A 20,625-nucleotide genomic window follows, 5' to 3' on the forward strand; every position below is an offset into this window, starting at 1 on the left:
ATAATTATACATGAACTTCTAGAAAGAACGGATAATTTAATGAATAAATTTCTTTGCGCAGCAGTAGCATTATCGACTTTCGTTCCAAGCTATGCGTTAGCCTCCCAAACTTATCAGGTTACGTTTATAAATCTTTCTTATGATTCATTGACAATTATGCCGGACGGCGCCGCGGCAAAAGTGCTTGAACTATTAACAAAGACATCACCGCTGATCGAAAGGGTACCTGTCCCGCGATTGCGAAGATTCGCCCCGTTGCCCCGCATATCCCAACCGCGGTCCGAAGTGTTACCGCTGCCCGTATAGACGACGTTGTCGGAATAATTATTGGCCTGTTTGAAGGTGACTGTGCCGTCTGCCACCGTGGTGGGAGCCCCGAGCGAGCTGGCTTCCCCGAGATTGCCGATCGATGAGAAATAGCTATAGCCAACACCGTTGATGCCGACGAACGTCGTTTTGCCCGTATAGGTGCTGGCGTCGTTGCTCATGGCAACGCCATTAGTGACGGTAACCTGGCCACTGCCATTAAAAAGCGCAGATCCAACACCACTACCTGCCAGCGTCGTTGTACTGCCGCTTCCCAGATTGATAGTCCTGCTGGTACCAGTCCCACCGATCACCAGCTCGACTATCGCATCTGTCGCCGTGAATATTGCATTGCCCGCGCCCCCAAGAGCGGCGTCGTTCGCCGCACTGAGTTGTCCGGCACTAATATTGATATCACCGGTAAATGTGTTGATACCATTAAGTGCGAGGATGCCCGCACCGGCCTTGGTCAGGCCGGCGGTTCCTTCAATCACAGAACTTATAGTTGTCGTACCAGCATTGACGGTTATGGACGGTACCGTCCCCGCAAAATCGAGCTTACCGCCCGTAAAGATGTAGCCCGTCACTTCTGTCGTGAGACTATTGGCCGTAACCGATCCTGAAATCGTGACCGTTCCGGTCGCGCCGCCAAAAATTGCATTGTCGAGCCCGCTATTGTTCCAGGCAGAATACGGTCCGCTGACGCCATCGCCGTTCGGGCTCCATTCAGCCGATGTCGTGTTCCAGGTGCCAGCCCCACCTCGCCCCAGTGCGGTGCCATTCGGGTCCCAATATCTGTCCGCAGCCGCAGCCGAACCAACGGCCATACCACCCGCCAGCAAGAAAGGCGTCGACCAAACGAAAAATTCAGCGAAGTTCGGAGCATAGCTTGCAACCTGCCCCTTCCACTTAGTCATTCGCCCGCCACAAATAACGCGTGACCAGATTTTAAAAGAAGAATCATTTGTAAACCGGTTTTTCTCGCGCAATTTAGCATTATGGCACATATAGACCTCAAAAATTTAGTAACACCTACTTCAATAAAGTCGGCAATTATTTTATATTTATTATAACAAAGATCGTTATTCGTAAATAGATATGTCAAAAATGTAAATTATTTAAGTAATAAGTAATTTTTTATACTGTAATAGTCGTTTTATTATCTTTATTACAAAACTCTGATGCAAAATTTCATCAACGGAGCGGGGGTTAGATTCATGCCCTTTGAGAGCTGAGAATTACGAGATGTTCAAAGGTCGCCATTTCGATACGTCCGTCATTCGCTTGTGTGTGCGATGGTACATGGCTTACAATTTGATCCTACTTGATCTGAAGGAGATGATGGCTGAGCGCGGCATTGCGATGGATAATTCGAGCGTGCATCGCCGGGCTTTGTGTTTCAGCCCAAAGCGGCTTGAGTGCTTCAATCGCAGGAAACGTCAGGTCGCGCGGAAATGGACATGGACGAGACCTAGGGTACCTCTTTTTTTAGGGGCTTGGCAGTATTGGCGATACGGTTGTGTTCCTGTTCAGCAGAAACTGCGATCTTCAGACTGTGAAGCGCTTGTTGCGTAAGACTCTGCTGCATCAAGCGGCGCATCGGTGCATGCTCCGCTTCAAGTCCTAAGTTGCTGCCGGTATCATATTGGCTGGCATCGAACTCATTCACATGATGCGCAGGCAACAAGGCATCTTCGCTTAATGACACCACTCTCCCTCAGACAACAGTTCACAGCGTTCGCAGCATAATTGCATCCGCAGTTAAGACGTGCTTTGTGCTAAACGAATCCTTGCAGCGGAACCCAAATCTATGGCGCAGAAGAAAGCGAACGAAGTCGATAGTTTTCTGGCAAGACCGACGAGCTCGTTCCCGGTCGTGCTGCTTTACGGTCCCGACAAGGGACTGGTAAGCGAACGCGCGCGCCGTTTCGCTGAAGCAAGCAAACTGCCCCTGGATGATCCCTTCGCTGTCATTCGCATGGAAGCGGACGAGATCGAAGCCGACCCGGCGAAACTCGCCGACGAAGCCCGCACTATCTCGATGTTCGGCGGCCAGCGCCTGATCTGGATCAAGAATGCCGCAGGCCAGAAGAAGCTTGCGGAGGCGATCAAACACCTCGCAACCGAACCGCCACAAGAAACATTTGTGCTGGTCGAAGCCGGCGACCTCAAAAAGGGTGCTGGCTTGCGCAGTGCCGTCGAGAACGCTTCAGCCGGCATGGCCCTGCCCTGCTATTCCGACGATAGCCGGGGAATCGACGGTGTCATCGACGATGTTCTGGTTGAATGGAAGATGCAGATCACACTCGACGGGCGCCAGCTTCTCCGCGCAAGTCTGGGCGGTGATCGTCTCGCCACACGTGGCGAGCTTGAAAAGCTTTGCCTTTACGCACGCGGCAAGGAGCGCATCGATATCGACGATGTACGCCAGGCTGTCGGCGATGTTGCCGGTCTTTCAACCGACGAAGTGATCGACGCGGTTTTGGCTGGGGATCTTCAACGTTTTGAAGTCTCTTTCGACCGCGTCGTGAAATCCGGCACCGCACCGTTTCTCCTGCTCAACACGGCGATGCGGCAGTTCCAGCAGGTGCAGACCTTGCGCCATATCGCCGATACCGAGCGGAAAAGTGCCTCTGTCGTTGTGGCCGGTGCCCGCCCACCAATCTTCTTCAACCGCAAGAAACTGATCGAGAATGCAGTAAGCCGCTGGACCGGAGAAAGCCTTGCGCGCGTTATAGAGCGCCTGCAGCGTGCCGTCCTCGAAAGCCGCCAGAATGCGACCCTTGGCATCCCTATCATTCGCCAATGCCTGCTGGCAATCAGTGTCGAGTCACTACGAAATGCCCGTCGATAATAGCAGTCACTTCATGTAATACTCTGCAAAAGATGAAAAGGCTCGCTGCAATGAGGTGCAACGAGCCTATAGATATATCCGTCATTTCAAATGATTAGCTTTGAAGACGACGGCAAATCTCATCAAGTTGTTCCAGAGAACTGTAACGTATCTTGACTTCTCCACCGCGATCACGGTGATTGATTTCCACTTTCATGCCAGTGACATCTGAAAGCAGCTTTTCGAGCGCTTTGGTGTCAGCATCTTTCTCAACAGGCCCTGCTTTACCGGGCTTGGCTTCCGCACCACCACGGGCTTCCGCTTGTGCCAGCGCCTCCACCTGGCGAACTGACAGACCGTCCTTGACAATCCGCTCCGCCAAAGCGGTTGGATTTTCCATCGTGATGAGGCTTCGTGCATGACCTGCCGAAAGCGCGCCGTCAACGATAAAGTCCTGCACAGGCTGTGGCAGTTTCAACAACCGCAATGTATTGGCGACATGGCTGCGGCTCTTGCCGATCACTTGCGCCAGATCATTTTGCGTGTAGTCGTGATTATCGATAAGCTGTTGATATCCCATCGCTTCTTCGACCGCATTCAGGTCGGCACGCTGCACGTTTTCGATGATCGCAATCTCGAGCGCGACGCGGTCATCGACGTCACGAACAATAACCGGGATCGTATCGACACCGGCACGCTGCGAAGCGCGCCAGCGGCGTTCGCCGGCAATCAGCTCAAAATGACCAGGCTGCCCGGGCGCCGGTCGCACAACGATCGGCTGCACGACGCCATGTTCCTTGATCGACTGCGCCAGATCTTCCAGCTCTGCCTCTGAGAACATACGACGCGGATTGCGCGGATTGCGCGTCACGAATTCAATCGGAACGTTCCGTTCGATGGGAACCGGCGCCTTGCGCTCTTCGACAGGGCGGTCGATTTCGCCGATCAACGCTGCTAATCCGCGGCCAAGGCGCTTCTTTGAAGGATCGTCATTCATCGTTCGGCTTATTCCTGAATTGTTTCGTCGTCGAATCGATTGGTTTACGCGGCCTGTAATTGCCGTTCACGCTGGATAACTTCCGATGCAAGCTGCAAATAGGCCTGACTGCCGGCGCATTTCAGATCATAGAGAATAGCCGGCTTGCCGTGTGATGGCGCTTCAGACACCCGCACATTGCGCGGAATGACAGTACGATAGACTTTTTCACCCATGAAAGCGCGAACATCATCCACCACTTGCGCGGCGAGATTGTTGCGGCTGTCGAACATGGTCAGCACGATACCCTGAATCGAAAGATCGGCGTTAATCGAAGTACGCACCTGATCGACGGTCTGCAGAAGCTGACTCAAGCCTTCCAGTGCAAAGAATTCGCATTGCAGAGGCACCAGAACGGAATCGGCCGCAGCCATCGCGTTCAGAGTCAAAAGATTGAGTGATGGCGGGCAATCCACCAGCACATAAGAAAAACGTTCGGAAACACCGGAATCGAAACGCAGGGCATCGCGCAGACGCCGTGTACGGTCAGCAGATTGTGCAATCTCCATCTCGATACCAAGAAGATCCAGCGTCGAGGGCACGATATACAGATTGGGAACATCTGTCGGCATCGCCGCATCGGGAACCGACGATTCCTGTGTCAGGACATCGTAGGATGACAGCGGGCGATTGCGACGATCGATACCCAATCCGGTACTGGCATTGCCTTGCGGATCGAGATCGACAATCAGCACAGTCTCGCCGATTGCGGCCAAAGCCGTTGCCAGATTGATGGCGGTGGTTGTCTTGCCAACGCCGCCTTTCTGGTTCGCAATGGTTATGATCCTCGACATTTTGTTCATCACCGTCGCCTTGCTGCTGTCCGCCCCTTCGAAGTTCTCAGTCATCAAACAGCCTTACGCCGAAGATTGCTGATTTCGAGTATCACCGAAGCCTGATCGATAGCACTTTGATGTTGTACCAGATCGAAACTCCAACCGACACGGCTTTCATCGATCTCACGCTGGTAATCCCGTCCTTTTTGGAAAAGAGCCTTGGCGCCCGCGGTGAGCCATGGCTCAGTCAGGCCAAAAAGATCGTTCAGCGAAGCCAAAGCACGAGCGGTAACGACTTGCGGCGTTTCAATTTTCTGCCACATCGCTTCGATGCGCGCCGAATGAATCCGCGCTGGTACACGCAAATGTCCGGCTGCAGTGCGCAAAAAGGCCGCCTTTTTTCCCGCACTTTCAATAAGATCGATTGCACTGCCAGGATGTTCCGCAAGGAAGGCGGCCGTCACGATACCCGGAAACCCGCCACCTGATCCGATATCAAGCCAACGTGTGGCGTCGCTTGCCAGGGGGAAGAGCTGGGCACTGTCCAGAATATGTCGGGTCCATAACTCGTCCAAGGTCGAAGGTGATGCCAGATTGATCGCTTTGGACCATTTGCGGAACATTTCTTCAAACGCAATCAGACGTTCAACTGTTTCACGTGAAACAGAGGGAACAATTGCTTTCAAACTTTCATGATGGTTATCGGCGCTCATGCGGCGCCCTGCCCTTCAGAGAGCGCCACAGCCGCACGCTGGCGGTATCCGAACTTCTTGATCTGCGCAATAAGCAGTGCCAAAGCTGCCGGTGTCATTCCATCAACGCGCTGTGCTTCGGCAATCGTTTCCGGCTTGCGCTGCTTGAGCTTGTGTTTCAACTCATTGGAAAGGCCGGAGATTCCGTCTATATCCAACCCGGCTGGGATGAGCAATTGCTCCTCACGCTCCATTACCGCTATATCGCTCTTCTGGCGTTCCATATAGACAGCATACTGAGCCTCGATCTCCAGAGCATCCCGCGTTACTGCATCGACGGCTTCCAGTTCGGGCCAGATGGATTTCAAGCGGTCGAGATCGATATCGGGATAAGAAAGAAGATCGTACGCTGAACGGCGAACACCATCCTGATTGAGACGAAGCTCGTAACGGCTGGCCAGATTGGGCGTAATTGTCAATGACTGGGTCAACGTCCGCGCTTCAGCCAAAGCTGCCTCGCGCATCTCAAAGCGCTCCTTGCGCGCATGTCCCAATATACCAAGCTTATCCGCCAAAGGCGTCAGGCGTTGATCGGCATTATCAGAACGGAGCGAGAGACGGAATTCTGCGCGCGACGTAAACATGCGATAGGGTTCGCTGACGCCGCGAGACGTCAGATCATCCACCATAACACCAATGTAGGCTTCAGTACGCTGGATGATGACCGGTTCACCACCTGAGGCGCGACGAGCGGCATTGATACCCGCCAGCAAACCTTGCGCAGCTGCCTCTTCATAGCCCGTGGTACCGTTGATCTGCCCAGCCAGAAACAGACCGCTAACTTTGCGGGTTTCAAGGCTACGCTTCAACTCGCGCGGATCGATGAAATCATATTCAATCGCATATCCCGGCTGCAGCATGATCGCTTTCTCAAGCCCTGGAATGGTCTTCAATATGTCGAGCTGCACATCTTCCGGAAGCGATGTCGAAATGCCGTTCGGATAAACGGTATCGTCATCCAGTCCTTCCGGTTCAAGAAATATCTGGTGACCGTCGCGATCACCGAACTTGACGATCTTATCCTCCACTGATGGGCAGTAACGCGGACCAATCCCTTCAATCGAGCCTGAATACATGGCCGAACGGTGCAGATTAGCCCGAATGATCGCGTGGGTTTCCGGTGTCGTGCGCGTGATACCGCAATCGATCTGGGGCGTGGTGATCCGATCTGTCATGAGAGAAAAAGGCACCGGATCTTCATCGGCAGACTGCATGTCCAGGCTCTGCCAATCAATGGTGCGCCCATCCAGTCGCGGCGGTGTACCGGTCTTGAGCCGTCCCAGGGCAAAACCAAACGATGTCATTCGCTCGGAAAGACCAAGCGCTGGCTTTTCACCCATACGGCCAGCAGGAATCTTCTTCTCACCAACATGGATCAACCCATTCAGAAACGTACCCGTCGTTAAAACGACAGCACCACATGTCAGGCTTCGTCCATCGGATAGAACGATTCCCGTAATGCGCCCGTCTTCTTCCAGAAGATCGTGGGCGCCGCCTTCCACAACAGACAGGTTTTGTTGTGCTGTGATCATCTTCTGCATGGCAAGCCGATAGAGCTTTCGATCCGCCTGGGTCCGGGGGCCCCGAACGGCTGGTCCCTTCCGGCGATTCAACAGGCGAAACTGGATACCCGCCTCGTCAGCCACACGCCCCATCAAACCATCAAGCGCGTCGATCTCGCGCACAAGATGGCCCTTGCCCAATCCGCCTATCGCAGGATTACAGGACATAACGCCAATAGTATCAAAGCGATGTGTTACAAGCGCTGTTCTGGCGCCAGCGCGCGCAGCTGCAGAAGCGGCCTCGCATCCCGCGTGGCCACCGCCGATTACAATGACATCAAAGACTGTAGCTTCGGTCGAACTCATTGGGTTCATCCTGACGCAACTCGAATCCGTTTCTGAAAGATGTCTCTTTGACATGAATAGGCTTAAAACGGAAGATCAAACTGCCCAGCAGCGATCAAATCTCTGCAATGGGTCGACTCACGGATAAGGAGTTGAGTCAATTGTCGTAGCGAGATTCCACAGATGTTTCACGTGAAACAATTTTCAACCCAGAATGTCCCGTGTTTCACGTGAATCACTTCCCGATGCAGAACTGGGAGAAAATAACGTCGAGGATCTCCTCTACATCGATGTCTCCTGTGATGCGCCCGAGATACTGAGAAGCGAGACGCATATTCTCCGCACGGAGTTCAAGTGGGAGATGTTCGCTGTCCAGTGCTCTATCGATTTCCGCTACTGTTGAGCGTAGGAGGTTAATATGTCTTTGCCGTGTAGGCACAGCATCTTCAATCTGGCCGATCTGCGCCTCCGCGAAACTCTGGAGGTCGGCCAATAACTCATCCAGTCCTTCACCGGTTTTCGTTGATATACGATAGGACCAGTTATCGGATGATTTATCGTTCAGATCGGCCTTTGTTCCGATTTTCCAAAGAACTTCCGGTGCCTTTTCAGAAGCGATAGCTATGGGATCGTTCATATCTTCCAAGAGCAGAACCAGATCGGCGTCAGCCATTTGCGCGCGGGCGCGTTCGATTCCGATCCTTTCGACCGAACTTTCGGTCTCACGCAAACCTGCAGTGTCCGTCACATAAACAGGGATGCCACCAAGGTCGAGTTTAACTTCCAGAAGATCGCGGGTTGTCCCCGCCTCTTCGGATATGATCGCTACTTCGCGACCGGCAAGAAAATTCAACAAGCTTGATTTACCGGCGTTCGGCGCACCGACGATAACAACATGCAGACCATCGCGCAGCATGGAAGCGCGTTTGCCGCTCGCTATATGGTTCTCGATCTCTCTCTTCAGGAGTGCGAGCGATTGCCAGACTTGCTCCGATACAGAACCGGGAACATCGCTTTCATCAGAAAAATCCAGTTCCGCTTCAATAAAGGCACGGGCACGCAACAAGCGTTGACGCCATTCCGTGTAGAGTTCGCGCTGCGTACCCGATGCGACCTGTAAAGCAAGTCGCCTCTGTCCTTCAGTCTCGGCTGCGATTAGGTCGGCAAGACCTTCAGCGATGGTCAGATCCATTTTGCCATTGGAGAAAGCCCGTCTCGTAAACTCTCCGGCTTCCGCTATACGGCAACCGGGTAGCTCTCCTAACTCCAACAAAAGTTTTTCGACGACAGCCTTGCCGCCATGTAAATGAAACTCAGCACAATCCTCTCCGGTAAAACTGTTGGGTCCAGGAAAGAAAAGTATCAGTCCGCGATCAATTGGATCATCATTTCGGATACGGAACAGATTATAGGCTGCATAACGTGGTGTAGGTATGGAGCCGATCATCGTTTCGAGTACGAATCGAACTTGTGGGCCAGAAATGCGCACAACAGCAACACCGGACGGTAAACGCCCGCTCGACAAAACAAAAATCGTATCTTGAAGGGAAGCGATCTCGCTCATTCCATTTCCTGACCTATAATCAATAAGGATGAAAGCAGCCAAACGGGTGCTGAAGGAATGGCATATTCATTCATGCAGTGAAAGAAAAGCCTCATGACAGAGTTAAACCGCAACCGTCTTGCCGAAGAACCGAGTGCCTATCTGCGCCAGCATGCCAACAATCCTGTTCACTGGCAGCCCTGGGACAAGCAAGCACTGGATGCCGCGAAGGAGCTGGACCGGCCCATTCTGCTTTCGGTCGGCTATGCGGCCTGCCACTGGTGTCATGTCATGGCGCATGAATCCTTCGAGAACCCTGATGTGGCCGAGGTGATGAACGCGCTGTTCGTCAATGTGAAAGTGGACCGCGAGGAAAGGCCCGACATAGACCAGATCTATATGGCAGCACTTGGAGCAATGGGACAACAAGGCGGTTGGCCGCTCACCATGTTTCTAAAACCCGATGGCAAGCCTTTTTGGGGTGGCACTTATTTCCCTCCACACAAGCGTCATAACATGCCGGGTTTTATTGATGTCCTGCACGCGGTCAATAATCTGTGGCACAAGGATAAAGAGAAAATTAACCATAACGCCCAGGCCGTCTTTGATCATCTGGAAGGCAGGCTGGCAGCCCAGAATGTGCCGGTCCAGAACGAAGCAGAGCGATTTGACGAGATCGCCACACGCATCAATAGCCTGATCGATCCCATCCGTGGCGGTATAGAGGAAGCGCCGAAATTCCCGAACGCTCCTTTCATGGATAATCTGTGGCTTTCGTGGCTCTACAGCCGCAGCGAAACGCATCGGGACAATTTCCTCCTCTCACTCAAGGTGATGCTGCAGGGAGGGGTGTACGACCATCTGGGCGGCGGGCTTTGCCGCTACTCCACCGATGCCGACTGGCTGGTCCCGCATTTCGAGAAGATGCTCTACGACAATGCGCAGTTCATTCGCCATGCGAATTACGCTTTTGCTGAAACCGGAAGTGATTTGTTTCGTTTGCGAATCGAAGAGACCGTTGATTGGCTGATCCGGGAAATGCGTTTGTCCGATGGAAGTTTTGCGTCCAGTCTCGATGCTGACAGTGAAGGTGAGGAAGGCCGGTTCTACGTCTGGAGCGAACAGGAGATAGATCAGGCACTTGGCAACGATAGTAAAGCCTTCAAGGATTATTACGCTGTCACAGCGGGTGGAAACTGGGAAGGCCAGAACATTCTGAACCGCCTTCACACGGTCAATGACGACGCAACCCTGCCCCCAATGATAGAAGCATCGCGGCAAAAACTGCTGGCACGTCGTGATTTGCGGGTACGGCCCGGACGGGATGAGAAAGCACTGACAGACTGGAACGGCCTTGCTATCCGGGCACTAGCAGAAGCTGGCCGAAGCTTCGGCAGGCAGGACTGGATTGATCTCGCAACCGGTGCCTATCGCTCTATCGTCAGCAGTTTTCGGGATGGCCGCATCGCGCATTGCCGCATGGAGAACTCGCTTCTCTACCCTGCCCTTTCGACCGATTATGCATCAATGATCAATGCAGCCATTGCTCTTTTTGAAGCAACAAGCGAGCGGGCTTATATTGATGACGCGTTGAAGTTCAAAAAGGCGCTTGATGACAGTCACCGCGATGGTGCTGGTAATTATCGCCTGTCGGCGCTGGATGCCGATGATGTCATCCTGCATGCCTATGGCGATTACGATGAAGCTATACCGAGTGCGACCAGCCAGATCATCGAAGCACTGACAAGACTGTTCCTGGTAACGGGCGATATCAATCTCTATCAGAGCAACGAGAAGCTGATCGAACAGGCGCTTGGGCGAGCCTTTGCGCAGCAATATGGGCAGATAGGAATCTTGAATGTGGCTCGCTTTGCAGCGGAACCGCTTTCTCTTGTGGTAACGACAGAGGACAATACCGGAGAACTTGTTTCGACTGCGAATCGAAATCCTGACCCGCGACGTGTGGACAAGTTCGTGCGGTTCGAGGCCGGCAAGACAATAGAGCTACCGACTGGAGGAACTGCAGAGCCGGAGCATCCATCTGCCTGGTTCTGCAAGGGACATGTCTGCCTGCCATCTGTCGAAAACGCTTATTCGTTGCGACTGCTACTCGGCAAAACATCCTGAAATGAAAACGCCGCATCCGTTTCCGGCGCGGCGTTCTCCAATCGCTATTGCTTGAATAGCTTTTAGGTATTCATCGAATCGAAGAACTCACCATTGCTCTTGGTCTGCTTGAGCTTGTCGATAAGGAATTCGATCGCATCGGTCGTGCCCATCGGCGCCAGGATACGACGCAGAACGAAGATCTTCTGCAGATCAGCGCGCGGAACGAGCAGATCTTCCTTACGGGTACCGGACTTGAGAATGTCCATGGCCGGGAAGATGCGCTTGTCAGCAACCTTGCGGTCGAGCACGATTTCCGAGTTACCGGTGCCCTTGAATTCTTCAAAGATCACTTCGTCCATGCGGCTGCCGGTATCGATCAGAGCCGTGGCGATGATGGTCAGCGAACCACCCTCTTCGATGTTGCGGGCTGCACCGAAGAAGCGCTTCGGACGCTGCAGTGCATTGGCATCCACACCACCGGTCAGAACCTTGCCGGATGACGGTACGACAGTGTTGTAGGCGCGACCGAGACGGGTAATCGAATCGAGCAGGATCACAACATCGCGACCGTGTTCAACAAGGCGCTTGGCCTTTTCAATGACCATTTCGGCAACCTGAACGTGACGTGCTGCCGGTTCGTCGAAGGTCGAGGAAATCACTTCGCCCTTCACCGAGCGCTGCATGTCGGTCACTTCTTCCGGGCGTTCGTCAATCAGCAGAACGATCAGATAGCATTCCGGATGGTTTGCGGTGATGGAATGGGCGATGTTCTGCAACAGAACGGTCTTACCGGTACGCGGCGGAGCGACAATCAAACCACGCTGGCCCTTGCCGAGCGGTGCCACCAGATCGATCACGCGTGGCGAGAGATCCTTGGAGGTTGGAACTTCCAGCTCCATCTTGAAGCGCTCATTCGGATAGAGCGGCGTCAGATTGTCGAAGTGAACCTTGTGCCGGATCTTTTCCGGGTCTTCGAAATTGATCGTGTTGACCTTGAGCAGCGCGAAATAACGCTCGCCTTCCTTTGGGCCGCGGATCGGACCTTCGACGGTGTCACCAGTCTTGAGAGAAAAACGACGCAGCTGCGAAGGAGAAATATAAATGTCGTCAGGGCCTGGCAGGTAGTTGGCATCGGCAGAGCGCAGGAAGCCAAATCCGTCCTGCAGCACCTCGACGACGCCCTCGCCGATAATTTCGACATCCTGGGCCGCCAGCTTCTTGAGGATCGCGAACATCAGTTCCTGCTTGCGCATAGCGCTCGCGTTTTCGACCTCAAGCGTTTCGGCAAAAGCCAGCAGCTCCACCGGTGTCTTGTTTTTTAGTTCTTGTAGTTTCATTTCCTGCATGGATGAGGAACTCTTTTTAAAATGTAAGGAGAAAATGCAGTTGTTCGGAAAGGTGGCCACCTGAACGTCGTGACCGGCATCGAAGGCCTGCTGTCTTGAAGGGAAGAGGCTTTCTACATACTGATTTGCAGCATGCAGAGCAAGTCTCATGTAGGGATAGCGCAAAATTTCTGCAACAAAAAAATGGCGGAAACCCGGCAAGCGGATTTCCTTTTTCAATCGCGTTCAGGATCAGAACGGCTTAACGATCACCAATATGACAATCAGGATCATCAGCACAGTCGGCACTTCATTGATGATTCGCCAGTGTTTGGCCGAGCGCATATTGCGGTCTTCAGCAAAAAGCCGCGTGGATTTCGCCAGATAGCCGTGCAGGCCGGACATCAGCACGACCAGAAGCAGTTTCGCATGTAACCAACCACCCTGAAAGCCAAAGATTTCCCAGGCCATCCACAGCCCGGCAATCCAGGTCACGATCATGGCCGGATTGATGATGAAGCGCAGCAGCCGTTTTTCCATCACCTTGAAGGTCTCCGAGGTTTCGGAGCCGGGTGTTGCAGCGCAGTGATAGACGAATAGGCGCGGCAGATAGAGCATCCCCGCCATCCAGGCGATGACTGCGATCACGTGAAGCGATTTAACCCAGAGATAAGCGTCGGCTGGATTCACGTGAAACAATGCCCACACACCAAGCGCCACCACGACCAGCGAAACGACCGTGCGAATGGCAACTGCCGAACCACGATTTTCGGGAGCTGTCTGGCTCATGATTTTCCTCCACGGATACGGTCGATCATGCGATGCACATTCTCGATGGGTGCCTGCGGCGTGATCCCGTGCCCGAGATTGAAGATCAGCGGGCCCTGGCCGAGACGTTCAAGAATGGTATCCACGCCTTCATCCAGCGCATTACCGCCAGCCACCACGCGCAACGGATCGAGATTGCCTTGTATGGCACCTTCTTCCTGAAGGGCGGCAGCAAAAGACAGGGGAACGGACCAGTCGAGGCCGAGCGTATCCACACCGGTCTTCTCGCGATAGCCCGCATATAGCATCCCGGCCCCTTTCGGGAAACCGATGATACGGGCTTCAGGGTAAACTGCCCTCACCTTCTGGACGATCCGCGCGACGGGCTGGATACAGAACCGCTCAAAGCAGTCCTCGTCCAAAACACCTGACCAAGAATCGAAAATCTGCACGGCATCGGCGCCGGCATCGAGTTGTTCGATGAGATACTCGGCGGAAACATCGGCAAGATTGTTCAGGAGCTTTTCAAAAGCTTCCGGGAAGCGATAAGCGAAAAGACGGGCTGGTGCCTGATCCGGCGTGCCGTGACCGGCAATCATATAGGTCGCAACGGTCCAGGGAGCGCCACAGAAGCCCAGCAGCGTCGTTTCGTCGGGCAACTGCTCGCGCAGCAGCCGAACTGTCTCGTAGACCGGCTCCAGCCTTTTAGCGACACCTTCAGTCTCAAGCCAGAAAATCTCGTCGGCATCGATTGGTGTCATCAAAGGTCCCTTGCCTTCTTCAAAGCGAAGGTCGCGTCCAAGGGCATGAGGAATGACGAGAATGTCTGAAAAGAGAATGGCTGCGTCAAAGCCAAACCGGCGGATCGGCTGAAGCGTCACTTCGACGGCAAGATCAGGCGAATAACACAGATCGAGAAAACTCCCGGCCTTTTTCCGCGTCTCGCGATATTCGGGAAGATAGCGTCCGGCCTGGCGCATCATCCAGATGGGAGGTGGAAAGACCGTTTCACCGTCGATCACTCTCAAGACTTTGCGCTTCATCTGATTTTTATCCGCCCTGTTGGTTACCTGATCCGGTTTGGTCTGAAGTTATCCAGTCCGGTTCTCATAAAGAAAGGATGATTCAGGAATCTTTTGATTCTTAGAGTCTGTTGGAATCGGGGATTAAGGTCTGTCCCGTTTTTCCCCACAGTTCCGAAATTGCCATCTCATCCTGTGCAATCATTCACCGATAGTCTGACCAAATACAATGAAAACTCAATTCCCTCTTTTAATATAAAGGGTTACCAATTGACGCAGTTCATGCTGATTTGTGGAAAAGCTGGGAATTACGACGGGATTTCGCGATTTCTTGAGTCTTGTCCACATATGTTGAAGACGGCTTCGCACATGTTCGCCCGCTGTGGATGACTTGCCAATTTTCCCACAGCCTGCCATGGCTTGTGGAAGACGTTCGGCCTTTACGCACAGCCGTCAACAGGAGGGCAACAAAACTGTGACCAGACCGCTTTCCTACTTTCATCTCCATCTGATTTCTGATGCGACCGGAGAGACTCTCCTGGCGGCGGGTCGCGCGGCGGCGGCGCAATATGCCAATGCACGCGCTATCGAGCACATTTATCCATTGATCCGCACCGAAAAGCAGTTGCGCAAGGTTCTCGAAGGCATCGATGCGGAACCGGGCATCGTTCTCTATACGATTGTCGATCAGAAACTGGCTGCGATCATTGATGAATCCTGCGCAGACATGGGTGTGCCCAGCGTTTCCGTGCTGGAACCGGTGCTGAACACGTTTCAATCCTATCTCGGTGCGCCGGCGCATCGCCGCGCCAGTGCGCAACATGTCCTCAATGCCGATTATTTCCGGCGGATCGACGCGCTCAATTTCACGATGGAGCACGATGACGGGCAATTGCCCTATGATATTGAGGAAGCCGACGTCATTCTCGTCGGTATTTCGCGCACATCCAAGACACCGACGAGCATCTATCTCGCCAATCGCGGCATCAAGGCCACCAATGTTCCGATCGTGCTCGGCATCCCCCTGCCGGAAGTGCTGTTCACGGCAAAGCGGCCGCTTGTTGTGGGGTTGGTCGCGACCGCCGAACGGATTTCACAGATCCGCCAGAACCGACCGCTCGGCAATGTGCCGTCGCTGGATACCGGGCTTTATACGGACCGCGTTTCGATCTCGGAAGAACTGGCTTATGCGCGTAATATATGTAACCGGCACGGCTGGCCGATCATAGACGTATCGCGCCGGTCGATTGAGGAAACCGCAGCTGCCATTCTGGCATTGCTTCGAACGCATAGCGAAAAGGGTTAAACAAGGTTCCAGCCATGACGGACAAACTCATTCTCGCCTCTAAAAGCCCTTTTCGTTCGGCCTTGCTGAAAAATGCCGGAATAGAATTTTCCACAGCAAGCGCGGATATCGACGAGCGCTCGGTAGAAGCTCCGCTTTATGAAACGGGCGCAACGCCGGAAGAAGTCGCACAGGTTCTGGCCGAGGCGAAGGCGCTTGACGTGAGCGAGAAGAACCCCGGTGCGGTGGTGATCGGGTGCGATCAGACATTGTCACTCGGCGACGAGATTTTCCACAAGCCCGCCGATATGGAAGCTGCACGCCGTCAGCTTCTGAAATTTTCCGGCAAGACCCATCAGCTGAACAGTGCGGTCGTGCTGGTGAAGGATGGCAAGAGCTTGTGGCGTCACGTTTCGATTGCCCGCATGACCATGCGTGATCTCGATCCCGGCTTTGTCGGGCGTTATCTCGGTCGTGCTGGAGACGTCGCTCTTTCGAGTGTCGGCGCCTATCAGGTCGAGGGACCGGGCATCCAGCTTTTCGAGAGGATCGAAGGCGATTATTTCACGATTGTCGGTCTGCCGCTGTTGCCGCTACTGGCTGAGCTGCGGAAGGAAAAACTGATCGATGGCTGATAAAGTCACGAAGCAGAAGGCTTTTGTCACCGGCTTTCCCATCAAGCATTCACGGTCGCCGCTGATCCATGGCTTCTGGCTCAATGAGCTGGGGATCGACGGTTCTTATGAGGCAATAGAAGTGAAGCCGGAGGATTTCAGCTCCTTTGCTTCGTCGCTTGCTGAAAACGGTTTTGCCGGTGGCAATGTCACCATTCCGCACAAGGAAGCAGCCTATGCTGCTGTGGAAAGTCTGGATGAGGCCGCGAAAGCTATTCGTGCGGTCAATACGCTCTGGCTCGAAAATGGCAGGCTTCATGGCGGCAATACGGATGCCTACGGCTTTGCGGCCAATCTCGATGCATCGGCTCCCGGCTGGGACAATGCCGACAGTGCACTTGTTCTGGGTGCCGGTGGCGCAAGCCGGGCAATCGTTCATGCGCTTCTGTCGCGCGGCTTTACAAATGTTGCCATCGTCAATCGCACGGTGAGCCGAGCCGAAGATCTCGCAACCCATTTTGGACCACGTGTCTCGGCATATGGCTGGGACGCGGCACAAAATCTGGTTTCAGACGCCGGTTTGATCATCAATACGACGTCGCTCGGCATGAGCGGCCATGACGAGCAGGACGTATTTCCGCTCGATCTCGGCAAGGCTTCGCGAAAAGCAGTCGCCACCGATATTGTTTATGTTCCGCTCAAAACACCATTCCTGAAAAAGGCTGAAGAAGCCGGTCTGACGACTGTGGATGGGCTCGGCATGCTGCTGCATCAGGCCGTTCCGGGTTTCGAGCGCTGGTTCGGCAAAAGGCCGCAAGTGACGAAAGCGTTGCGTGAGCATATTCTGGCGGATATGGCAAAGGCTGGCGCCCTATGATCGTGCTTGGACTGACCGGTTCCATCGGGATGGGAAAAACAACGGCGGCGAACATGTTCGCCGAAGCTGGTGTGCCGATCTATAGCGCCGACGATACCGTGCATCGGCTTTATTCCGGTCGTGCAGCGCCCCTGATCGAAGCCGCGTTTCCGGGGACGGTGGAAAATGGCTCGGTCAATCGGGAAAAACTTTCCGCCGCCGTCATTGGAAAACCCGACGCACTGAAAAAACTGGAAGCCATCGTTCATCCTCTCGTACGCGAGGAAGAGGAAGCCTTTCGCCGCAACGCGGCAGAAGCCGGCGCCGTTTTGGCGCTGATCGATATTCCGCTGCTCTTTGAAACTGGCGGCGACAAGCGTGTGGACAAGATTGTGGTTGTCTCCGCCCCTGCCGAAAAACAGCGCGTTCGGGTGCTTGCGCGACCGGGTATGACGGAAGAAAAACTCGATGCCATTCTGGCACGCCAGACACCGGACGCCGAAAAACGCGCGCGGGCTGATTTTATTATCGATACAAGCGGGAGTTTCGACAATCTGCGCCGCCAGATTACCGAAATCGTCGCGGAATTGAGTGGAAAGCCGGTGGTCGCGACGGAATAGTCGCGGGCGTTGTGTTACAGCTATTCAAGATATTTTCCGAGAGGTTCTTCAATGCGTGAAATCGTTTTCGATACGGAAACCACCGGTCTGGAAAGGCTGGAGGACCGTGTGATCGAAATCGGCGGCGTGGAACTGATCAACAAGTTTCCCACAGGCCGCACTTTCCATAAATACATTAACCCGCAAGGGCGTCAGGTTCATGCCGAGGCGCTTGCGGTCCATGGCATCAGCAACGAACAATTGCTGGACAAGCCGACATTCGCGGAAATTCTGGACGAGTTTTTCGAATTTTTCGATGGCGCCAAGCTGGTGGCGCATAATGCCATGTTCGACCTTGGCTTCATCAATGCTGAACTGGCACGGCTCGGACAGGCTGAAATCCAGTCGGAGCGCATCATCGATACATTGGCGCTTGCCCGTCGCAAGCATCCGATGGGGCCGAACTCGCTCGACGCACTGTGCAAGCGCTATGGCATCGAAAATGGACACCGCACCCTGCACGGCGCATTGCTCGATTCCGAGATTTTGGCCGAAGTCTATATTGAACTGATCGGCGGCAAGCAGACGGCGCTTGGGCTCAGCATGGGCGACACCGAAAACGGCAATAATGCCGGAGAGAGCAGTGCCGCTGTCATTCTTGCAGCGCGCCCGAAGCCACTTGCCTCGCGCATTTCCGAAGCCGAGCGTGTCGCTCACGCGGCACTTGTGGAGAAGCTTGGCGACAAGGCCATCTGGAAGAAGTACTGAACACGTCGCGCAAGCGAAACGTGAATATGAAAAAGCCCGGTCGAAACCGGGCTTTTTTGCAATCGTCGTTTGAAACGATCAGCTCTTTACAGCGGACTTTGCCTGTTCTTCAGCCATGCGCTGCTGGAACATCTGTGCGAAATCGATCGGGTCGATCATCAGCGGCGGATAGCCACCATTGCGCGTTGCGTCGGCAATGATCTGGCGCGCGAACGGGAACAGAAGACGCGGGCATTCGATGAACAGAAGCGGCAGCATGTGCTCCTGCGGGATGCCCTGAATGCGGAACACGCCGCCATAGACGAGTTCGGTGTTGAAAAGGATGTCCTTGCCGTCAACAGCCTTGGCTTCCAGCGTCAGCACAACGTCGAAATCCGTTTCGGAAATCGGATTGGCGTTGACGTTCACGTTGATGTTGATGGACGGTGCCTTTTCGCGCGGACGCAGCGACAGCGGCGCGCCCGGGCTTTCGAAGGACAGATCCTTCACATATTGCGCCAGAATATTGAGGGACGGCTCGGCCGTTGCGCCATTGCCGTTCTTTACTTCGCCCGCGGCCTTATCGCTCATTATCTGTATGCCTTCTATCGGTGATTAAGATTTTTGTCCCCTCAGGCGCAAACTGCCCGCAGCCTGCTCCGAAAGGTCGGAATGTTTGGCTAGCATGTGCGCGGGCATGAGGCAAGAAAGGCTTTTTAGGTTAGTATTTGCGCATTCAATGATCTTTGCGATCACCTTTCCAGGGCGAGTTTTCATTCGGCCTGGTCGTGTAATCCTCGGGGTTGAGATCGATGACATGATCCTGCTGCCGATTTTGATCGGGGCGCTGCTGCCCGTAGCCGTCCGAATAGCGCGCTGATGTAGCGACGACCACGCGGCCGCGCATGAATTTTTCCCACATGAAATCGCGAATGAACGGAACGAACAGCAGAATACCGATGGTGCTCGTCACGAAGCCGGGTACGATCAGCAGGATCGCTGCCAGAACCATCATGGCGCCATGCACCATTTCGCGATCCGGTACGCGTCCGGCAGCCGTTTCCGTGCGAATGCGCTGTAAAAGCCCGATGCCTTGCACGCGTAGCAGAAAGAAACCCAGCATAGCGCTTAGAATAACAAGGCCCAAGGTCGCGAAAACGCCGATCTTGCTGCCAATGATGACGAAACCGGCAATTTCGATGAAAGGCATCGCCAGCATGACGAGAGGGGCGAGAGAGGAGGACACGTAAGTTACGACCTTTGTTGTTTGGTTTCAGCGTTTCAATTTAACCTGAATTGTAACTTTTTCAGGTTCGGAACCAAATTGAAACTGTCTGTCATGCAATATCAAATAGGTACGCATGATCGGGATTTGAATGATGACGTAAGCCGATCTATATGTATGTGATACAAACAGGGATAGGAAAGGCGAAAAGCCTGATCCTTCAATCAGCGGCAGGCGGTATGGAATTTTTTGATTTTGGCACGATATTCTTCTTCATCGCAGCGGTGATCATCTTTCTCCAGCTGAGGAATGTTCTTGGCCGTCGTACCGGAAGTGAAAAACCGCCCGTCGATCCTTACACATCCGCGCGCAGCGCCGATGCTGCACCGGCAAGCAGTGAGACCGACAATGTCGTCTCCCTGCCGCGCCGTCCGGGCGAAAAGGATTTTACAGCCATCGACAAGGCTGCTCCGGCTGGCACACCGATCAATGACGGTCTGCGCGCAATTTACGCTGTCGATCCTTCATTTGACCCAGCCGGTTTCGTGGATGGCGTGAAGATCGCCTATGAAATGATCGTAATGTCCTATGCCGATGGCGACCGCAAGGTTCTGAAAAACCTTCTCTCCAAGGATGTGTTCGAGGGGTTCGTTTCGGCAATCGATGAGCGTGAAGCCCGCGGCGAAAGCGTTCGTTCGTCCTTTGTCGGCATCGACAAGGCGGAAATTACTGGAGCCGAGATGAAGGGTTCGGAAGCGCATGTGACGGTCAATATCGTCAGCCAGTTGATTTCCTCAACCTATGACAAGGACGGCAAGCTGATCGACGGCGATCCGGAAAATGTGCTCGAGATCAAGGATCTGTGGACATTTGCCCGCGATACGCGCTCGCGTGATCCAAACTGGAAGCTTGTCGCGACCGAAGCGGAAGATTAAGAGAAAACATAAGAATCGGGCCGCTGACCCCAGCGGCCTTTTTGTTT

Annotated in this window: 19 protein-coding genes and 1 pseudogene; 9 read left to right on the forward strand and 11 right to left on the reverse strand. The window is 53.9% G+C overall.

The genetic code is table 11. From position 1 onward, the window contains the following. Nucleotides 1-137 precede the first annotated feature (137 nt). A complete protein-coding gene (locus CQZ93_RS13360) occupies nt 138-1,313 on the reverse strand; it encodes an autotransporter-associated beta strand repeat-containing protein (RefSeq protein WP_105542975.1) in 1,176 nt (391 codons plus the stop codon). Between the two features lie 238 nt (nt 1,314-1,551). Between CQZ93_RS13360 and CQZ93_RS13365 the strand changes: the two are divergent. Both CQZ93_RS13365 and holA read left to right on the forward strand, forming a co-directional pair. Further along, nucleotides 1,552-2,055 (forward strand): annotated as a pseudogene (locus CQZ93_RS13365) (transposase family protein). Nucleotides 2,056-2,116: 61 nt separating this feature from the next. Then, on the forward strand, nt 2,117-3,160 hold the full coding sequence (gene holA, locus CQZ93_RS13370; protein ID WP_105542976.1) for a DNA polymerase III subunit delta: 1,044 nt from the start codon (nt 2,117-2,119) through the stop codon (nt 3,158-3,160). A gap of 94 nt (nt 3,161-3,254) precedes the next feature. On the opposite strand, the gene CQZ93_RS13375 is transcribed toward holA, so the two are convergent. From CQZ93_RS13375 to mnmE, 5 genes are all read right to left on the reverse strand, one after another. Continuing rightward, nucleotides 3,255-4,136: a ParB/RepB/Spo0J family partition protein gene (locus CQZ93_RS13375; RefSeq protein ID WP_105542977.1), complete on the reverse strand. Its 882-nt coding sequence runs from the start codon at nt 4,134-4,136 to the stop codon at nt 3,255-3,257. Nucleotides 4,137-4,180: 44 nt separating this feature from the next. Further along, nucleotides 4,181-4,978, reverse strand: a complete 798-nt coding sequence (locus CQZ93_RS13380) for a ParA family protein (RefSeq protein ID WP_105543314.1) — start codon at nt 4,976-4,978, stop codon at nt 4,181-4,183. Nucleotides 4,979-5,022: 44 nt separating this feature from the next. Further along, nucleotides 5,023-5,664 carry a 16S rRNA (guanine(527)-N(7))-methyltransferase RsmG gene (rsmG, locus tag CQZ93_RS13385; RefSeq protein WP_105542978.1) on the reverse strand — a complete coding sequence of 214 codons (642 nt, stop codon included), beginning with the start codon at nt 5,662-5,664 and terminating at the stop codon, nt 5,023-5,025. After that, nucleotides 5,661-7,571 (reverse strand): tRNA uridine-5-carboxymethylaminomethyl(34) synthesis enzyme MnmG, encoded by a 1,911-nt coding sequence (gene mnmG / locus CQZ93_RS13390; RefSeq protein ID WP_105542979.1) that lies wholly within the window; start codon nt 7,569-7,571, stop codon nt 5,661-5,663. The genes rsmG and mnmG overlap by 4 nt, the downstream gene beginning before the upstream one ends. A gap of 214 nt (nt 7,572-7,785) precedes the next feature. After that, on the reverse strand, nt 7,786-9,114 hold the full coding sequence (gene mnmE, locus CQZ93_RS13395; RefSeq protein WP_105542980.1) for a tRNA uridine-5-carboxymethylaminomethyl(34) synthesis GTPase MnmE: 1,329 nt from the start codon (nt 9,112-9,114) through the stop codon (nt 7,786-7,788). A gap of 93 nt (nt 9,115-9,207) precedes the next feature. On the opposite strand from mnmE, the gene CQZ93_RS13400 reads away from it, so the two are divergent. Then, entirely contained in the window at nt 9,208-11,220 is a 2,013-nt protein-coding gene (locus tag CQZ93_RS13400; protein ID WP_105542981.1) for a thioredoxin domain-containing protein, read from the forward strand. 62 nt (nt 11,221-11,282) lie between these two features. Here CQZ93_RS13400 and rho read toward each other — a convergent pair whose 3' ends face one another. The 3 genes from rho to hemE all read right to left on the reverse strand — a co-directional run bounded on the left by rho (nt 11,283) and on the right by hemE (nt 14,338). Next, on the reverse strand, nt 11,283-12,548 hold the full coding sequence (gene rho, locus CQZ93_RS13405) for a transcription termination factor Rho (protein ID WP_105543315.1): 1,266 nt from the start codon (nt 12,546-12,548) through the stop codon (nt 11,283-11,285). Between the two features lie 231 nt (nt 12,549-12,779). Beyond that, nucleotides 12,780-13,316: a protoporphyrinogen oxidase HemJ gene (gene hemJ / locus CQZ93_RS13410; RefSeq protein ID WP_105542982.1), complete on the reverse strand. Its 537-nt coding sequence runs from the start codon at nt 13,314-13,316 to the stop codon at nt 12,780-12,782. Then, a complete protein-coding gene (hemE, locus tag CQZ93_RS13415; protein WP_105542983.1) occupies nt 13,313-14,338 on the reverse strand; it encodes a uroporphyrinogen decarboxylase in 1,026 nt (341 codons plus the stop codon). The genes hemJ and hemE overlap by 4 nt, the downstream gene beginning before the upstream one ends. 454 nt (nt 14,339-14,792) lie before the next feature. Here hemE and CQZ93_RS13425 point away from each other — a divergent pair, with 454 nt between their 5' ends. Genes CQZ93_RS13425 through dnaQ form a run of 5 tightly spaced genes read left to right on the forward strand, consistent with a single transcriptional unit; the run spans nt 14,793 to nt 18,439 of the window. Next, nucleotides 14,793-15,623, forward strand: a complete 831-nt coding sequence (locus CQZ93_RS13425) for a pyruvate, water dikinase regulatory protein (protein ID WP_105542984.1) — start codon at nt 14,793-14,795, stop codon at nt 15,621-15,623. A gap of 14 nt (nt 15,624-15,637) precedes the next feature. After that, nucleotides 15,638-16,237 carry a Maf-like protein gene (locus tag CQZ93_RS13430; RefSeq protein WP_105542985.1) on the forward strand — a complete coding sequence of 200 codons (600 nt, stop codon included), beginning with the start codon at nt 15,638-15,640 and terminating at the stop codon, nt 16,235-16,237. Next, entirely contained in the window at nt 16,230-17,093 is an 864-nt protein-coding gene (locus tag CQZ93_RS13435; RefSeq protein ID WP_105542986.1) for a shikimate dehydrogenase, read from the forward strand. The genes CQZ93_RS13430 and CQZ93_RS13435 overlap by 8 nt, the downstream gene beginning before the upstream one ends. Further along, nucleotides 17,090-17,692, forward strand: a complete 603-nt coding sequence (gene coaE, locus CQZ93_RS13440) for a dephospho-CoA kinase (RefSeq protein WP_105542987.1) — start codon at nt 17,090-17,092, stop codon at nt 17,690-17,692. The genes CQZ93_RS13435 and coaE overlap by 4 nt, the downstream gene beginning before the upstream one ends. 51 nt (nt 17,693-17,743) lie before the next feature. Continuing rightward, complete coding sequence (gene dnaQ / locus CQZ93_RS13445; RefSeq protein ID WP_105542988.1) at nt 17,744-18,439, forward strand: DNA polymerase III subunit epsilon; 696 nt, start codon at nt 17,744-17,746, stop codon at nt 18,437-18,439. 78 nt (nt 18,440-18,517) lie between these two features. Here dnaQ and secB read toward each other — a convergent pair whose 3' ends face one another. Further along, complete coding sequence (secB, locus tag CQZ93_RS13450) at nt 18,518-19,009, reverse strand: protein-export chaperone SecB (RefSeq protein ID WP_105542989.1); 492 nt, start codon at nt 19,007-19,009, stop codon at nt 18,518-18,520. A 145-nt stretch (nt 19,010-19,154) separates the two neighbouring features. Further along, the gene (locus tag CQZ93_RS13455) at nt 19,155-19,664 is read right to left on the reverse strand and encodes an FxsA family protein (RefSeq protein WP_105542990.1); all 510 of its coding nucleotides are present in this window, start codon (nt 19,662-19,664) and stop codon (nt 19,155-19,157) included. 218 nt (nt 19,665-19,882) lie between these two features. Here CQZ93_RS13455 and CQZ93_RS13460 point away from each other — a divergent pair, with 218 nt between their 5' ends. After that, nucleotides 19,883-20,578, forward strand: coding sequence for a Tim44/TimA family putative adaptor protein (locus CQZ93_RS13460; protein ID WP_105542991.1), 696 nt, complete (start codon nt 19,883-19,885; stop codon nt 20,576-20,578). The last annotated feature ends 47 nt before the right edge of the window (nt 20,579-20,625 follow it).

The organism is Ochrobactrum vermis (assembly GCF_002975205.1).
Taxonomy (GTDB): Bacteria; Pseudomonadota; Alphaproteobacteria; order Rhizobiales; family Rhizobiaceae; genus Brucella; species Brucella vermis.

What these genes read in the sequence shown, in the direction of transcription:
- CQZ93_RS13360 (WP_105542975.1), bottom strand. Translation starts at nt 1,313, where the DNA reads ATGTGCCATAATGCTAAATTGCGCGAGAAAAACCGGTTTACAAATGAT.
- holA (WP_105542976.1), top strand. Translation starts at nt 2,117, where the DNA reads ATGGCGCAGAAGAAAGCGAACGAAGTCGATAGTTTTCTGGCAAGACCG.
- CQZ93_RS13375 (WP_105542977.1), bottom strand. Translation starts at nt 4,136, where the DNA reads ATGAATGACGATCCTTCAAAGAAGCGCCTTGGCCGCGGATTAGCAGCG.
- CQZ93_RS13380 (WP_105543314.1), bottom strand. Translation starts at nt 4,978, where the DNA reads ATGAACAAAATGTCGAGGATCATAACCATTGCGAACCAGAAAGGCGGC.
- rsmG (WP_105542978.1), bottom strand. Translation starts at nt 5,664, where the DNA reads ATGAGCGCCGATAACCATCATGAAAGTTTGAAAGCAATTGTTCCCTCT.
- mnmG (WP_105542979.1), bottom strand. Translation starts at nt 7,571, where the DNA reads ATGAGTTCGACCGAAGCTACAGTCTTTGATGTCATTGTAATCGGCGGT.
- mnmE (WP_105542980.1), bottom strand. Translation starts at nt 9,114, where the DNA reads ATGAGCGAGATCGCTTCCCTTCAAGATACGATTTTTGTTTTGTCGAGC.
- CQZ93_RS13400 (WP_105542981.1), top strand. Translation starts at nt 9,208, where the DNA reads ATGACAGAGTTAAACCGCAACCGTCTTGCCGAAGAACCGAGTGCCTAT.
- rho (WP_105543315.1), bottom strand. Translation starts at nt 12,548, where the DNA reads ATGCAGGAAATGAAACTACAAGAACTAAAAAACAAGACACCGGTGGAG.
- hemJ (WP_105542982.1), bottom strand. Translation starts at nt 13,316, where the DNA reads ATGAGCCAGACAGCTCCCGAAAATCGTGGTTCGGCAGTTGCCATTCGC.
- hemE (WP_105542983.1), bottom strand. Translation starts at nt 14,338, where the DNA reads ATGAAGCGCAAAGTCTTGAGAGTGATCGACGGTGAAACGGTCTTTCCA.
- CQZ93_RS13430 (WP_105542985.1), top strand. Translation starts at nt 15,638, where the DNA reads ATGACGGACAAACTCATTCTCGCCTCTAAAAGCCCTTTTCGTTCGGCC.
- CQZ93_RS13435 (WP_105542986.1), top strand. Translation starts at nt 16,230, where the DNA reads ATGGCTGATAAAGTCACGAAGCAGAAGGCTTTTGTCACCGGCTTTCCC.
- coaE (WP_105542987.1), top strand. Translation starts at nt 17,090, where the DNA reads ATGATCGTGCTTGGACTGACCGGTTCCATCGGGATGGGAAAAACAACG.
- dnaQ (WP_105542988.1), top strand. Translation starts at nt 17,744, where the DNA reads ATGCGTGAAATCGTTTTCGATACGGAAACCACCGGTCTGGAAAGGCTG.
- secB (WP_105542989.1), bottom strand. Translation starts at nt 19,009, where the DNA reads ATGAGCGATAAGGCCGCGGGCGAAGTAAAGAACGGCAATGGCGCAACG.
- CQZ93_RS13460 (WP_105542991.1), top strand. Translation starts at nt 19,883, where the DNA reads ATGGAATTTTTTGATTTTGGCACGATATTCTTCTTCATCGCAGCGGTG.